Below are 15,605 nucleotides of genomic sequence, written 5' to 3' on the forward strand. Positions count from 1 at the left end.
CTAATTTGTAAAAAAATTCAGTACCATAATATTAACCTGTGTGTTCATCCTCTCTTTTGTGCTTTCTTGTTTATATTCTAATTTGGTGAATTATAAACTTAAGGTGTTTATAAAAAAACGATAAGCGAATCTTAAAAAAAAGGAAAGCAAATGGAAGTAATTAAGTCTGTACTAGAGGTCTAAATAATATTTAGTAAATTAACTTTAATTATTGGAAATTTTCAATCTCAATAGAAACACAAAAACGTATGAAGAAATTACTCGTTTTAACCCTAATAGTATCTTGGCTATCGCTGGGAATGACAACTAAAAAAGCACTCCCCATTTTGGGAATAGCCCATGTGGCGTTTCAGGTTTCAAACTTAGAGCAGTCGCGTGCCTTCTATACGGATATCTATGGATTCGAATTCGCCTTTGCTGCGCATGAGGATCAGGAGGCTTGGTATTTAAAAATCAACGACAACCAGTTCGTGAAGTTGGTCTCAAAGCCCGGGGGAACGGATGACAATCGGTTGGTGGAAATCGCGTTTCAGGTTTCGGACATAGAAACTACTGTCGCGATACTCCGAGAAAGAGGACTCGATCCGACACCCGTGGAAAAAAAACCAGATGGTACCTTGGCGAGCGGCCTCAAAGATCCCAGCGGACATAACTTGATTTTTGTTGAATATACCTCCGGTTCCAAGCAGGCGCTAGCACAAGGCAAGCATTTAGGATCGAGACGGGTTTCCGATCGTTTGCTCCATGTGGGCATCACAATTACGGACGAAGCCGCGGCCAACAAATTATATCGAGATGCTTTAGGCTTTCAGGAGATTAGGCGCGAACCGGCTAAGGAAGGTGGTCCGTATGGTTGGATGAATATGCGGACGCCAGGAGATCGGGGTGACTATGTTGAGCTTATCCTCATAAACGATATGAAACTAAGTAGAAAGCAAATGGGAACCATGCATCATATGTGTATTATGACTAATGATACTCGAAAGGCACATCGCGATATGTTATCTAATGGCTTGCCAGATCTTGAACGCTACGAGCCGATGATTGGCCGCAGTAAGCGCTGGTTGTGTAATGTGCACGATCTTGATGGTACGCGTATTGAATTAATGGAATCAAAAGAAGTCGTTACAAAATGATGAATACGATAATACCATCTCGTTTCTCCCTGATGGGAATGCTGTTTTTAGTGGTGAGTCCATTTGTTTTTCCATAAGTGAGTTTTGCGCAAAACGAGTCAGTTGATGGCCGCAGCATCCGACGAGCGTTGGAGTTCCTTCGTCCTTATGTCGAGGCAGTGCAAGAAGGCTCGCCTCCTAGAGTCTGGCACTACAAGCAGGTTGTTCCATATCTACCAAAGATTCTCGCCCCTGCATTTCGTATGGCGAGCATAGGGTATCAAGATAAGGAATACGAAGCTATTGTGTCGCAATTCCCCAATTTTAGAGCATCAACCTTTGAGCTAACGCACCCTAAACTCCCATTTTGATGAATAAAAATGGTTTACCGCTATTTTAGTTTATCCTTCTTCTGAAAAATACCTTGTGTAAATCCGCTCCTACTCATACTCAAGGAGTATAAGAGAACCTCGCAAAAATAGAACAGCGTTAAGTTAAAAAGCACAAGCCAGCAAATAAGCCCGCGTTAAGGATTGAGGCATTTGTTGAAGCTCCTCGACGCAGGAGAGAGCGACTGCCGAAAGCCTGACCACGCCCTTGGCGTGGTAACGCCCTAATAATTAAATTCACACTAAATCTTAAACGTCATTACAGGTAACGTTGCATGGTTTGCTACGTCTTCGCCAATACTACCTTCAAAGAAATGGGATAAGCCTTTTCTACCATGTGTTGGTATGGCAATAAGGTCTGCCCCTATTTTGTTAGCGCAGTTTAGCAACCCGTCTTCTACGGTATAATCGGCTACGTAACACACATCTTCCATCTTATCTAAATTCCTGTCGGCCCTGGTAAAGAAATTTACAACACTGCGTTCAATTTCTAAAGAGCTTTTAAAACGATCGTTAGGTAAATTAACATGCACTAAATACAGTTTTGAGCCTATTTTCTCAAACAATTGTTTTGCCTTGAGGTATGCTGAAATACCTTCTTCAGAAAAATCACTAGCAAAGGCAACAACGTCAAATTGAATATTTGGCAACTCCTTTTTAACCACTAAAACAGGGATATCCGCATGCCGCACTACACGTTCGGTATTAGAGCCTACAAAATACTCTACAAGTCCTGAGGTACCATGAGAGCCCATGATGATTAAATCGGCATTATTTTCGATAGCTACATCGTTTACTTCACTAAATATCTTGAAATGCTTTACCAATGGCGTTACTTTTACGCCTTGCAAAAAGTCTTTTTCCAAAAATTTATTAAACTTCTTTTCAGCCAGTTTAAAAAAGTACACTGCTTTTTCATTTTGCAAACCATCTGATGCTGAAAGCATAATATCCGACATTTCTAGCATGTGTAACGCGAGCACTTCCCCATCGTACTTTTTAGCCAATTTAGCTGCGGTTTTAAGAGCATATTCTGAGTGATCTGAAAAATCTATGGGTACAATAATTTTTTTCATCATAATTAATTTTAAAGTGATTAATAAACAACCTAAACCTAGGTGAAAGCTTAAATTTAATTAAAGCTTTAAAGATTAACGATAAATTTGGGAGGTTTTCGTTAAACCGTCATCGAAAACAACTGCGTATTGGGCTGTTTTCGTTTTAGTAATACATCAAAAGCCATACAAACATTACGTACAAAAGGTTTGCCTTTTTCAGAAATTACAATAGTATTGGCATTAATTTCTATTAAGCCATCCGTTTCCATTTCCTTAAGCTGGATTAATGCATCTGGCAATTCTTGGAAATACAGGTTGTTTTTATCCCAAGTAGTTATAAAGCGACACATTAAATTAAGAATATGTTGTCGTACAATCAAATCTTCTTCATTTAGTATATGACCCCTAAATACTGGTAAGGTATTAGCTCTCAATGCGGCGTAATACGATTTAATATCCTTTGCATTTTGCGCAAAACCATACCAAGAATCACTAATGGAAGACACTCCCAAACCAATCATAGCTTGAGTTTTGGATGCGGTATAGCCCATAAAATTTCGGTGTAGCTTACCATTTTCCATGGATTGGTATAAGGTATCCGTTTTAAGAGCAAAATGGTCCATACCAATTTCTTCGTAACCTACCTTGGCCAACAATTGTTTACCGGTTTCATATTGGGTTCTTTTTAAATCGGCACTTGGTAAATCGCTATCTTGAAATCCACGCTGCCCATTACCCTTAATCCATGGTACATGTGCGTAACTGTAAAATGCCAAACGGTCTGGAAGCAAGGATTTTGTTTTTAAAATCGTAGTTTTTACATGCTCCAATGTTTGAAAAGGCAATCCAAAAATAATATCGTGACCAACCGAAGTATAGCCAATATCCCTTGCCATTTGTGTAGCACGTTTTACATTTTCAAATGGTTGCACACGATGGATGGCTTTTTGTACAGTTTCATTATAATCCTGCACACCATAACTTACACGCCTAAAACCTACATCGTACAATGCTTGCAAGTGCTCTCGGGTAGTATTGTTTGGATGGCCTTCAAAACTAAACTCATAATCCGAAGCCAATTGCGAAGTATTTAAGATTTCAGAAATCAAAAACTTTAAATTTTCGGGACTAAAAAAAGTTGGCGTACCGCCACCAAGATGTAACTCTTTTATTACTGGTTTTTCATCAAACAATTCCAAATACAAATGCCATTCTTTTAAAACGGCTTTTATGTATGGCAATTCTACCGTATGTTGTTTTGTAATGCGCTTATTACAACCGCAAAATGTGCACAAACTCTCGCAGAATGGTAAATGAATATATAAGCTTACACCTTCCCTGGCATTACTTTCTTTAAACGAGCTTAATAAGGAGCTTTTCCATTTTTCTACAGAAAACGTAGTGCTATCCCAATATGGTACTGTGGGATAACTGGTATAACGGGGACCTGCTATGTTATACTTACGTACTAATGATGTTGACATACCTGATTCTTATAAATCAAAATTAGAGGAATGAAAAATGAAAAAACATGATATATGTCATACCCATTTCTTGCATTTTGTTTAATTAAATGGTAACTTCGAATGGATAAAAAACACCGAAATCATGAAAAAAATTACAATTCTATTACTAGCTGTAACCATATCGTTCACGGCTTGTAAAAAGAAAAAAGAAGAAGTAAAAGTTGAGGAAGAAACCGTAACTACCGAAGTTACCAAAGCAAAAAAAGTTAAAATAACCCTTAATGCTAAAAGCGATTCGAATACAAGTGGGAATGTTGTTTTTAAAGAAGAAGACGGCAGTGTTACCATGACGGCAATTATAAGCGGACTAACTGCTGGAGAACACGCGATACACATACACCAAACAGCAGATTGTACCTCAGCTGATGGGAAATCGGCCGGTGGCCACTGGAACCCAACGGGCAAGCCACACGGTAAATGGGGTGATGTAACAGGATATCATAAAGGAGATATTGGAAACTTTACTGCAGATGAAAACGGAAATGGCACCATTTCCATGACCACAGATGAGTGGTGCATTGGCTGCGGAGATAGTACCAAAGATATTCTAGGTAAAGCTGTAATTGTACATGCTGGAGCAGATGATTTCACCTCTCAACCTTCTGGAGCAGCTGGAGCTAGAGTGAGTTGTGCGGGAATTATAGAATAAAGTTTTATTAAACATACTTTTTTTAAAAGCTATCATTACGATAGCTTTTTGCATATTATTCGTTATTTTCGGACTTCATATTGCTGTGAATGGATTTAGACGTACTTATTGAAAAATTTCAAGCAAAAGACGAAAAAGCTTTTGAAAAACTATATGCTATGTATTCCGATAGCATGCATGGGGTTATCTTCAATATTGTAAGAGATCATGGTATTGCTGAAGAAGTGATGCAAGATGTATTTATAAAAATATGGCATAAAGCTGATAGCTATTCCAAAGAAAAAGGACGATTTTTTACTTGGGTTTTGAATATTTCGCGTAATGCTGCTATTGATAAAATTCGCTCCAAAGCCTTTAAGAATTCTAAACAAAACTTAAGTTCCGATTATTTCGTAGATATAATTGAAGCCAATGACAATTTGGACAATAAGACCGACGCCATTGGCGTGAAGAATTTTGTAAGCAAGCTAAAGCAAAAATGTAAAGACATTATAGAATTATTATACTTTAAAGGTTATACACAAAGTGAAGCATCTGAAGCCCTTGATATGCCTATTGGCACTGTAAAAACTAGAAATAGAAATTGCATTCAAGAGCTAAGAAACATGGTATTAAATTAAAATGGATATAAACGCATACATAGCATCTGGAGTTTTAGAACTCTATGTAGCTGGAGCACTTTCTGAAAAGGAAAATGCCGAGGTATATGCTCTTATACAAAAACATCCTGAAATTTTACAAGAAGTTCTCGAAATAGAAGCTGCGGTTGTGAAACTTACAAGTTCTACTTCGCAACGTAATAATCTGCACATTTTAGAAAATGTAAAGAAAGAACTTGGTTTTGATGGCAACGATACAAAGGTGGTGTCACTTGTAAAACCAAAATACAATTGGATAACCTATACAGGTTGGGCAGCATCCATAGTGCTAGCATTTGGCTTGTTATGGACAGTAAACCAAAACAAACAATTACAGACTGACATTCAAGTGGCTGAAACGCAACAATCGTTGCTAGAAACTCAAATTGAAAACTCTAAAAACAGTCTTGCAGAAGCAAATACGCTTATTACAGTTTTAAGAGACGATAATATTGCCAGAATTCCATTAGCAGGACAGGGCAATTTTGCAAATACCTATGCCAAAGTATATTGGGATAAAAATGAAAAACGCATCTTCTTGGATGCACAAGGACTTCCCGATCCACCTGAAGGTAAGGTATACCAAGTATGGTCGTTAAAGTTAAGTCCGCTTACACCTACCAGCCTAGGTACTATAGATAACTTTATTTCAGATAATAATAAAATATTTGAAATTGAAAACAGCAACGAAAGTGAAGCTTTCGGTATAACTTTAGAACCTGCCGGCGGAAGCGAAACGCCAACCATGGAATTTCTTTATACTCTAGGAGTTGTTGCTTCATAAATCTATCTTTTTTTGAAAAGCAACCCTATGCCTAAAATCTAAAAAATACAGAAATCTAAAAGCTTGCATTTATCTCAGCTTACCTTTATTTAAAGTGGAATACAATTCTCTAATATTCGTATATCCAAATAAAACTTTATAGTCACGAACATCTTGTTTACAAAATATTCCTCATAAGGAAATCAAGTTTTACATAATACAAAATATTAGAATTGAAAATAGTATAATTGTGTATGCATAAATAAAAGCCCCCAACAATACTTAAATCGCTGAAGACTTTCATCTAACAAAAAACCTAAAAACAACCACTATTTAGGTTTTAACAACATCAAATTAACTAATTAAAAAATATTGGTTCACCCTTAAAACTTCTATATTTTCATGATGTTTTGAGTCATTATTGGTCCAAGTTCAAAAGCGCTTTCCAATAATTCTTCCTTAAGCTGTTGTGCTTCTGCTATCTTACCATTAGCTTTATAAACTTCGGCTAAATGATACATAGCTTCTGGCTCAAACGTTTTGCCAACTACATGGTTTTTCATTACTTCTAATGCATCATCAACATCACCTTGGTTATAATATGTCCACGCTAATAAATCATAAGATTGAGCAGTTGGTCTATTTTTAATTTCTTCATTGGCTATTTTTAAAGCTTCAGCAGTTTGCGCAGGATTTTCAGCAAATAACATGACATTGTATTTGTTATACATATCCCCGTATAAACTATTTTTAACAACCTCTTTATACCTCTGTAATTCTGATGCTTTAAGTGTTTCATCACCTTTATATTCAGCTATTTCAGCCTTCAATAAATGATAATCAGGTGCATTGTAATTTCGTGTTACTGCATTTAAAATCCTTAGAGCTTCATCTGCATTCTTTTCATGGGAATATACTATCCAAGCAATGCCTTTTTTAGCATAAGCATCGTTTGGGTCTAATTCTAAAGCCTTTAAATAATACTCGTATGATTTCTGAATTTTTCCAGCATGCCCATAATAATCTGCTAAGTTGGTGTAAGACCACTGCATTAAAGCCTTGTTCTTAGATACCTCAGCTTTCTCTGTTGCTTTTGATAAATATAAAATAGCATCGTCTAGCTTACCTTCATGATCGCTCCATTTGGACAATCGGATTAAAAAATCAAAATCCTTATAGTTTTCAATTTTAGTTAGATATAGTTTTACCTCTTTTGTATTGCCCAATTCCAAATGCACATCAAAAAGCATCTTTTGGGTAGATTTTAATTTATCCCCATTGGTTTCAGCGATTTTCAATAATTCTAAAGCATCTTTAAACTTGTGTTGAGATATGTAGTTTCTTGCCAAAGTGCGTAAATAACCAGAATTTTTATAATTGGTCGCTTTATTGGCCCTAGCAAGATGCCTTTTAGCTTCAATTAAATATGTAATTTTTCCTGTTTCATTAAACATGAGAGATTGAGATGCTGCAGCCTTTGCCAAATAAGGAAACTGATTTGGTTCTTTTTCTAGCTTTTTTTCCCAAAAATTATAATCCTGCTGTGCAGCATCCAAAATCTCGTTTTTTTCTGTTTTCAAAAAATGGTTGTAATCCTCTACATTAGTTACTATGCTTGGGGTTTCAGCATTATTTTTACAACCTGTTGCCATTAATAGTAGAGCTATGCTTGTTAATAGGTATATAGATTTCATTGTGTTGTGTTTTTTGTTAGTGTTACATTAAAACCCGAGTATGGTTTAACCCACATACTCGGGGAGAGTTCCGTTTACCATGGTGAGGCTAAGTAAGGAAATGAGGTTAAAAAAGCTTTGTCATTAGCATCTACGTTATCATCAGAAAGTGTTGGATTTTCTGAGAAATCTTCACCACCAAAAATCAATAACAGTTCTACGGTAATTACGTCGTCTGCCAAAGAACGACCTGTTAGTACATTAGTCCCATCAAAAAATGTTGTTTTACCGTCTAGAGAAACATTTAATACATCGGTTGCCAACAATCCTGTGAATGTGGGTGCGTCCAACATTAAGGCATTCATATCGCCAGGGTTTGCATATGCAGGACTTAAGGCTGTTAAATTCGTCTCAAACATACTCTGAAACGCAGCATTTTGTTGAGAAGGAATGGTTGTATTGAACATATCCTTGCTTGATGATGACACAAAAACAGTATTTACTGCTGGTCTTCCCATTTGATCTTCTTGTGAGTACGTTCCAGAAAAGTCTGGCCCTTGTGGTATCATTACATCGTCATCATTATTAGAACAATTAAATCCTAAAAACGAAATTGCTATTACTAGTGTATATATTTTAAATTTTTTCATGATTTATATCTTAATAGATTAATATTGAGTTTATTTTGTCTTGGTTTCTACCCAAGTGTTTATGGTTCCAGAACCACCAATCATAGATTTTGGCACTTCTACTACAATAGACATCACGTTAGTACCCGCAAACGTATCAGCTCCTGGGTCGTTAAAACCTGTAGCAGTTCCGCCAATTATTGCAGAATATTGGGCAAAATCCATAAAGAACGGATCGTCTCTTGGGCCAGCAAAAAAGCTCATACCATTGTTAGTTGCTATGGTAGCATTGGCACCGTACGCGGTAATATCTACCACACCACCTGCAGTTGCATTGGTTTGTATCACACTATTTAACCCTGTTTGCGATGGAACTACTGGACCAAAGAAGTACATCTTACCGTCTCTTGGAATAGCTTGAATTACTAAATCCTCAACATTGTCTCCAGTATTATCAATATTAAACTCTACCAGTACATTTTCACTAAATGAAGCGCTAGAGGTGTTAGCAGGACTAATTAAGCCTTGTACGTTGGCCACAAATACCAAATTATTTGTGTTTTCGCCTTGGAAAGCGTAAAAATCGGTTACATCGCTAGTACCGCCAGCTACTGCAGGTGCATCTATATGATCTGCAGCAATTACGAAGAAACTAGCTATTGCTAAAATTCCAACGCCTAAAATTGTTTTTAAATTTTTCATGATTTTGAGATTTTTGTTATTGTTATTTTTTGACTCTCAGCAATACCTACGGAAAAATAAAAACAGTGGTTTTGTTAAAATTTTGTTAAAAGAGTTTAATAGCAAACCACGGGGTTGATGTAAATTGAAATTTGAAGATCGTTGTAGCCACCAATACAAGGTTACCAACTCATGTTGTTTTACTCGATAAATCAAGTTATAAATTAATTAGCTTAATGATTTGTTATGCTGAAATACCTAATGTGAAATTTAGTATTGACTAGCAGAAATATTATTTGAAAAAAACCGAAAACTATAAAACCTAACCTAAATTTCACTTGGGGTAACGCTCCTTAATCTCTCGCACCAAACCTTCCAAACCATTAATTTTCAGCTCATACACTTGGGTAAGCATATCGCCCAATTTTCCTTTTGGAAAACCTTTTCCATGGTACCATACCACATAGTATTCTGGTAAATCAATCAGATAGCGGTCCTTATATTTGCCATAAGGCATTTTGGTGTGTGCCAGGTCTATTAAAAATTGTTTATCGGGTAGCATTTTAATCTGCTGACTTAAAATAGTCTAATTTTTTCAATTCCTTTTTAATAAACAACTCCCATTGCAACTGCATTTCAATATCTCTGGAGAAATCAGTCTCTGTATCATATTGATTTTGAAACTCAGCAAGTTCTTTATTAATATTTCTATGTATGGCCCTTAACCGTTTAGCAACATCGTTTGTAGTTTTTAAAAGGCTTATGCGCTTTCTGAACTTTCGGGCAAATAATTCAGTAATATCAAAATGTAATTGTTCATGACCCAATACATGATTATCTGCTCTTTCAGGTTTATACCACGACTGTTCTGGATAAAAATGAGCATGTACTTCGGTAGTAAAACTTATCACGCGGTCATCACTTTCACGGATTGAAAAACCAAAAGTAATCCCTGAGGCGGCAGTTGCAACAGCACTGGAGCTATACTTTGGTTTCGCTTTAAAATCATTCCATGTTAAGCGATACGCTTCTTGCCAAGACATCACGGGCTCATCGTTAGTTTGAACAAACAACAACAAACACATTACTAAAACAATTTTATGCACTGAGATAAACGTTTATAGCAAAACGCCAAATAACACCGGGTTATTGCGCTAGCTCAACAATCTTGAGATCATTATACCTTACTAGATAAACAGCGTCATTATAATACCCACCAAACAGTTTCTTTTTGTAGGCAAACTTGTTTTCCACATAAGATGTTAAAGACGCACTGTTAACCGACATGAATAAATCCTCAGAACTGGCCATTCTAAGTACAACGTCCATGGTCAAATCAAATCCTTTAACAGCACGTCTTCCGGGAGTAATGTTATAGGCTTTCTTATAGCTTTTAACAAATGCATTCTTATCATCCCCGCTGTAACTTTTTGAAGATGTAGCAAAAGTAAAATGCAGCTTTGAAAGATGGGTATTGTTTACCTCATCCCCTTCAAAAGCACCATTAAACTTAGTAGTAGTTAATATAATTTCCGATTTTTCCAATTCTGGTTTTTCTGGATCTTCCTTCAAGTTTAAAGCGGCCAAAATACTTGTGGCTCCAGAGATAAAACTCTCATTTTGAGTTTCTAAAAACACCACATTCATACCCGGTTTTAGCGCAGCTTCAATATCTTCTTTCGTTACAAAATATTCGTCCTTTCCTTCTTTATTCTTTCTAGAATACACGATGGTGGCAGCATTGAACTCCCTTTTCAATTCATTGGCGATAGGCATATTCTTAGAATCTGCCAATATCACAATATTTTTGGGAATACTGTCGTGCTTCACATAATTAATTACTTTTTCTTTCAATAAATCATCTGAAGGTCTCGTTTGAAATACATTGTCGTGAAGTTTTATTTTTGTACCAATTGGAGATACCACAGGAACATTGTATTTTCTTAGTTCACCAGCAACAATATCAAAATTTTTGGTAGTTAAAGGGCCAATGACTGCGTTAACATTTTCAAAATCATTATCAGCCAAAATCCTGGAAACAGCAGTTGGTTGATACTTAGTATCATACACATCCAATTTTATCGAAATCCCTAGTTTCTTCAAAGAATCCAATGCCATCAAAACCCCAGAATAAAAGTCTAGGGATGCATCTAAATACGGATCTTTTTCAATACTTCTTTTGGTTTCAGAAATAGAATCAAATTCCACACGATTCAATCGAAACGGCAGCATTAACGCAATGTGCTTGGTTTCATAATTGTTTATTAAGCTTACCAAATTAGTAGATTCTATATTTTCCGCAGTAATACCTTTTGATTCAGAAAAGGGAATTTTAAGAATCATACCTGCTTTTAAGCCACTTTCTGCTAATCCAGGGTTAAGTTGCTCTAGCTCTTCCTTTTCTAAATCCAGTTTTATCTTAAGCCTATAAAAGCCTTCCTTGGGTAAAACCTTATAATAGCTGTATTTTTCATCAACCTCTTTTTCTTCCTCATTATCAATATTTGGTACATAAATTTGTTGTCCTTCTTGGAGCACCTCTCCCATATTCGGATTTAATGCCTCCAATTCGGTAATCGTGATTCCAAACTTATACGCAATACGCCATTTTCCCTCTTTGGGCTGTACAATGTAAGTTTTGTTTGCCTCTACCTCTTCCTCAACCTTTCTAATTTTAAATACTGGTATTTGAAGCTTTTGTCCTTTTCTTAAGTTATTGGCATAAAGCGAGGTATTATACTTTTTTATGTCCTCGATGGCAACACCATACTTCTGCGAAATACTATAAAGCGTTTCCTTACGCTTAGTTTTGTGCTTTTTAAAACCTTGTAACTCTTTAACTTCAGTAACCTTTGGTTTTTTAGCTTTTGAAATTGGAATAATTAAAATGGTATTGGGCTTAAGTCCCTTTTTAGCATCAGGATTCAAGCCATAAATATCGAAAGGCGTAACATAATAGCGTTTGGCTATCTCCTCAATAGTTTCTCCTTTTTTAACCTGATGTGTACTGTAGTTTTGCGCATTTACAGAAGTTATTCCAAAAAATAATGCGACAATTAGGACTAAGAAAAATCTATGCATTGTATCGTTTGTTTAATAGCTAAGCCTATATTAAATGATTTATATACGTTATTTATTGCGTAAAAAGATTAAAACTTTTAATTAATATTACACATAATGTGCCAAATTTTTATTTGGGCGCCTGCCTGCCGGCAGGCAGGTTCACTAAGGGTCGGGCTTTACTCATTGATTGCTATTTCAAATTTATGAAATCGTGAATAAAACTATTTCACTACTCAATACCTCTCCCGATAGCTATCGGGATCGGGGATTTCAAACACCTAGAATGAGTGCAGTCGAAGTATGCCGTTCAATCCCTAACACGCCTATCAGCAATCAATAATCCATAAACCAAAACATCAGACTTTCCGCCTACTGCCTACTAAAGTAACCTACTCCCATTCTATGGTTGCAGGTGGTTTCGAACTAATATCATAAACCACTCTATTTACGCCTTTTACTTTATTAATAATCTCGTTTGATGTTTTTTGAAGGAACTCATAAGGCAAGTTTACCCAATCCGCTGTCATACCATCCGTACTTTCAACTGCTCTTAACGCTACACATTTTTCATAAGTGCGCTCATCCCCCATTACTCCTACGCTGTTTACAGGCAATAACATAGCACCCGCTTGCCAAACCCTGTCATATAAACCCCATTCTTTCAATCCGTTAATAAAAATATAATCTACTTCTTGAAGCATACGCACCTTTTCGGCCGTAATATCGCCTAAAATACGAATTCCTAAACCTGGGCCAGGAAATGGATGACGCCCTAACAATTCAGGATCAATACCTAAAGTTGCTCCTACACGTCTTACTTCATCCTTAAAAATGGCTTTAAGAGGTTCTACAATTTTCAATTTCATAAAATCTGGTAATCCACCAACATTATGATGACTTTTTATAGTTGCTGAAGGTCCTCCAGTGGCCGAAACACTTTCAATCACATCTGGATATATAGTGCCTTGTGCCAACCAAGTTACGTCTTCTATTTTATGCGCTTCATCATCAAATACTTCAATAAAGGCATTACCAATTGCTTTTCGCTTTTTCTCAGGGTCTTCAATACCTTTTAAAGCGGATAAAAATCTATCCGAAGCATCAACACCTTTTACATTGAGTCCCATACCTTCGTATTGATTCAATACATTTTGAAATTCATTCTTGCGTAGTAAACCGTTATTTACAAAAATACAATATAGGTTTTTGCCAATGGCTTTATTTAAAAGTACAGCTGCAACGGTAGAATCTACACCACCTGACAGCCCTAAAACCACTTTATCATTGCCTACCTTTTCTTGAATGGCTTCCACCGTTTCCTCCACAAAAGATTGTGGTGTCCAATCCTGATGCAAACCAGCAATACTTACTAAAAAGTTTTCTAACAACTGCTTACCACCGGTGGTATGGTAAACTTCTGGGTGAAACTGAATGGCATAGGTTTCTTCCCCATCTATTCTATACGCCGCATTTTCTACATCATGGGTACTAGCTATTAAAACACCATGTTCTGGTAGTTTTTTTATGGTATCGGAATGACTCATCCAAACCTGACTTCCAGTATGGATATGAGCCAAAAAGGGTTCATTGCCTTTTATAAACGATAGGTTTGCCCTACCATATTCCCTTGTACTTGAGGGCGCCACTTCACCACCAGAAAAATGTGCTAAATACTGCGCACCATAGCATACGGCCAGTACTGGTTTTTTACCCCTAATTTCTGACAGGTCAGGATGTAGTGCCTGCTTTCCTCTTACAGAATTTGGACTTCCGGACAAAATCACAGCCTTGTAATCGTCTATATTTTTCGGAATTTTATTAAATGGATGAATTTCGGAATATATGTTGAGTTCCCTAACTCTACGCCCTATAAGTTGTGTGTATTGGCTTCCGAAGTCTAAAATGAGTACCTTATCATGTTGCATGCGCAAAAATAATAATGATTTTAGAATTACAATTTAGGTTTTCTGTTTTTTTTAAGGAGGTTATTAACGGGTTATTACATATCAAAAACTTTAAAAATACACTTACTTCATGGACTCCAAAATAGCTTTTATATCCTCTTCTGTTGTATCTGGATTGATGAAACAAAACCTAGAGACCGTTTCGAAAGTCGTTCCCGTTTTCCATTTTGTGGGTGTCACCAAAGCAAATCCCTTTTTTTGGTTTTCGTACGTCCAATGCCTATAATCTTCGGGGTTCCAACCTAATCTTCTATAAAGTACGCAAGATAAACTAGGAGTTCTTACCAATTCAACATGAGGCATACTTTCAATCATCTTACCGGCTATTTGTGCTAACTCAATGCCACGTTCTACAGCTTCTTTATATTTATCTGTACCGTGTGTAGCTAGTGAAAACCATAAGGGTAAGCCTCTAACGCGTCGTGTTAACTGTATTTGATAATCAGAAGGATTAAAACCGTGCGCTCCTTCATCTTTAAAGATTTCCAGATAAGAACCTTCTTGTGCATGTGCGGCTTTAGCCAACTCTGGTTCTTTGTAAATAACTGCACCACAATCATAAGGAGAAAACATCCATTTATGAGGATCTATTGTTATACTATCTGCCTTTTCAATTCCGTTGAATTGATATCTTACAGAATCTGCAACTAAAGCTCCTCCTCCATAGGCTGCATCTACATGAAACCAAAGATTTTCTTCATTACAAACTTTAGCAATACCATCTAAATCGTCAATAATTCCCGCATTTGTAGTACCGCCGGTCGCCACCACGGCAAACAACCTTTTACGTTGATGCTCCGTTAGACCTTTTATACATTCTACTAGAGCACTACCTTTTAAAATATCTTCAGTATCAACTAATAAAATATCAACATCAGCAACCTTAGCCATAGCTTTTATTGAAGAATGTGCACCAATGGAAGTGATTATTAATCCTTTTTCGCTCTTAAAAGCATCATTTTCCCTCCAATGTTCTCTAGCTGTAATAATTGCGGAAAGGTTTGCGGCAGTACCACCACTGGTAAATACACCAAAGGCACCTTTTGGTAAACCTGTAAGAGATACAATCCAAGACATGGCTTCGTTTTCGCAAAATATGCCTCCGGCACCCTCCATCCAATAGGCGCCATGGATGCTGGATGCCGATGTTACCAAATCAAAAATAACTGCGGCTCTTGTAGGAGATGCAGGCACAAAGGCCAAATGTCTTGGATGATCTATGGGTACGGTTGCCTTAGATAGGTGTTTTCTCCATATTTTAAAAGCTTTTTCACCACCTATACCACCTGAAGTAATGGTTTTACCCGCTAGCTTTTTTAATTCTGCAGCCTTCTTTGGTTTCCCCATTTTAATTTTAGTAGCAGAAACCCTATCAATAGTATATTTCATAACATCCATTGTCATTTCTACCAGATCTATATCAATTTTATGCATCTTTAGCTATTTAATTTACTCCT

Annotated in this window: 12 protein-coding genes and 2 pseudogenes; 4 read left to right on the forward strand and 10 right to left on the reverse strand. The window is 36.6% G+C overall.

The window, feature by feature from the left end; genetic code table 11:
- Positions 1 to 248 precede the first annotated feature (248 nt).
- Positions 249 to 1,136 carry a VOC family protein gene (locus EYD45_RS06120; protein WP_130963599.1) on the forward strand — a complete coding sequence of 296 codons (888 nt, stop codon included), beginning with the start codon at positions 249 to 251 and terminating at the stop codon, positions 1,134 to 1,136.
- A 610-nt stretch (positions 1,137 to 1,746) separates the two neighbouring features.
- Here EYD45_RS06120 and EYD45_RS06125 read toward each other — a convergent pair.
- Positions 1,747 to 2,580, reverse strand: a complete 834-nt coding sequence (locus tag EYD45_RS06125; RefSeq protein WP_130963733.1) for a universal stress protein — start codon at positions 2,578 to 2,580, stop codon at positions 1,747 to 1,749.
- 101 nt (positions 2,581 to 2,681) lie between these two features.
- Positions 2,682 to 4,046, reverse strand: coding sequence for an oxygen-independent coproporphyrinogen III oxidase (gene hemN, locus EYD45_RS06130; protein ID WP_130963601.1), 1,365 nt, complete (start codon positions 4,044 to 4,046; stop codon positions 2,682 to 2,684).
- 124 nt (positions 4,047 to 4,170) lie between these two features.
- Here hemN and EYD45_RS06135 point away from each other — a divergent pair, with 124 nt between their 5' ends.
- The 3 genes from EYD45_RS06135 (at position 4,171) to EYD45_RS06145 (ending at position 6,159) form a co-directional block, all read left to right on the forward strand.
- A complete protein-coding gene (locus EYD45_RS06135; protein WP_130963602.1) occupies positions 4,171 to 4,737 on the forward strand; it encodes a superoxide dismutase family protein in 567 nt (188 codons plus the stop codon).
- Between the two features lie 89 nt (positions 4,738 to 4,826).
- Entirely contained in the window at positions 4,827 to 5,357 is a 531-nt protein-coding gene (locus EYD45_RS06140; RefSeq protein WP_130963604.1) for an RNA polymerase sigma factor, read from the forward strand.
- A gap of 1 nt (position 5,358) precedes the next feature.
- On the forward strand, positions 5,359 to 6,159 hold the full coding sequence (locus EYD45_RS06145; protein WP_130963606.1) for an anti-sigma factor: 801 nt from the start codon (positions 5,359 to 5,361) through the stop codon (positions 6,157 to 6,159).
- Positions 6,160 to 6,530: 371 nt separating this feature from the next.
- Here EYD45_RS06145 and EYD45_RS06150 read toward each other — a convergent pair whose 3' ends face one another.
- The 8 genes and pseudogenes from EYD45_RS06150 to EYD45_RS06185 form a co-directional block, all read right to left on the reverse strand.
- Entirely contained in the window at positions 6,531 to 7,832 is a 1,302-nt protein-coding gene (locus EYD45_RS06150) for a tetratricopeptide repeat protein (protein WP_233702542.1), read from the reverse strand.
- Between the two features lie 74 nt (positions 7,833 to 7,906).
- A pseudogene (locus EYD45_RS16930) lies at positions 7,907 to 8,836 on the reverse strand (DUF4331 family protein).
- A gap of 33 nt (positions 8,837 to 8,869) precedes the next feature.
- Positions 8,870 to 9,142 (reverse strand): annotated as a pseudogene (locus EYD45_RS17105) (DUF4331 family protein); the annotation flags it as partial.
- A gap of 313 nt (positions 9,143 to 9,455) precedes the next feature.
- Positions 9,456 to 9,683 (reverse strand): DUF3820 family protein, encoded by a 228-nt coding sequence (locus tag EYD45_RS06165; protein WP_130963612.1) that lies wholly within the window; start codon positions 9,681 to 9,683, stop codon positions 9,456 to 9,458.
- Position 9,684: 1 nt separating this feature from the next.
- On the reverse strand, positions 9,685 to 10,227 hold the full coding sequence (locus tag EYD45_RS06170; RefSeq protein ID WP_233702544.1) for a DUF922 domain-containing protein: 543 nt from the start codon (positions 10,225 to 10,227) through the stop codon (positions 9,685 to 9,687).
- A 40-nt stretch (positions 10,228 to 10,267) separates the two neighbouring features.
- Positions 10,268 to 12,202 carry a PBP1 and LysM peptidoglycan-binding domain-containing protein gene (locus EYD45_RS06175; protein ID WP_130963614.1) on the reverse strand — a complete coding sequence of 645 codons (1,935 nt, stop codon included), beginning with the start codon at positions 12,200 to 12,202 and terminating at the stop codon, positions 10,268 to 10,270.
- 371 nt (positions 12,203 to 12,573) lie between these two features.
- Positions 12,574 to 14,109: a glutamine-hydrolyzing GMP synthase gene (guaA, locus tag EYD45_RS06180; RefSeq protein WP_130963616.1), complete on the reverse strand. Its 1,536-nt coding sequence runs from the start codon at positions 14,107 to 14,109 to the stop codon at positions 12,574 to 12,576.
- A gap of 102 nt (positions 14,110 to 14,211) precedes the next feature.
- Complete coding sequence (locus tag EYD45_RS06185; protein ID WP_130963618.1) at positions 14,212 to 15,582, reverse strand: pyridoxal phosphate-dependent decarboxylase family protein; 1,371 nt, start codon at positions 15,580 to 15,582, stop codon at positions 14,212 to 14,214.
- Positions 15,583 to 15,605 lie beyond the last annotated feature (23 nt).

Source organism: Hyunsoonleella flava, from assembly GCF_004310325.1.
In the GTDB taxonomy this organism is placed as follows: domain Bacteria; phylum Bacteroidota; class Bacteroidia; order Flavobacteriales; family Flavobacteriaceae; genus Jejuia; species Jejuia flava.

Coding starts and splice junctions, on each gene's coding strand:
- EYD45_RS06120 (WP_130963599.1), top strand. CDS start 249: ATGAAGAAATTACTCGTTTTAACCCTAATAGTATCTTGGCTATCGCTG.
- EYD45_RS06125 (WP_130963733.1), bottom strand. CDS start 2,580: ATGAAAAAAATTATTGTACCCATAGATTTTTCAGATCACTCAGAATAT.
- hemN (WP_130963601.1), bottom strand. CDS start 4,046: ATGTCAACATCATTAGTACGTAAGTATAACATAGCAGGTCCCCGTTAT.
- EYD45_RS06135 (WP_130963602.1), top strand. CDS start 4,171: ATGAAAAAAATTACAATTCTATTACTAGCTGTAACCATATCGTTCACG.
- EYD45_RS06140 (WP_130963604.1), top strand. CDS start 4,827: ATGGATTTAGACGTACTTATTGAAAAATTTCAAGCAAAAGACGAAAAA.
- EYD45_RS06145 (WP_130963606.1), top strand. CDS start 5,359: ATGGATATAAACGCATACATAGCATCTGGAGTTTTAGAACTCTATGTA.
- EYD45_RS06150 (WP_233702542.1), bottom strand. CDS start 7,832: ATGAAATCTATATACCTATTAACAAGCATAGCTCTACTATTAATGGCA.
- EYD45_RS06165 (WP_130963612.1), bottom strand. CDS start 9,683: ATGCTACCCGATAAACAATTTTTAATAGACCTGGCACACACCAAAATG.
- EYD45_RS06175 (WP_130963614.1), bottom strand. CDS start 12,202: ATGCATAGATTTTTCTTAGTCCTAATTGTCGCATTATTTTTTGGAATA.
- guaA (WP_130963616.1), bottom strand. CDS start 14,109: ATGCAACATGATAAGGTACTCATTTTAGACTTCGGAAGCCAATACACA.
- EYD45_RS06185 (WP_130963618.1), bottom strand. CDS start 15,582: ATGCATAAAATTGATATAGATCTGGTAGAAATGACAATGGATGTTATG.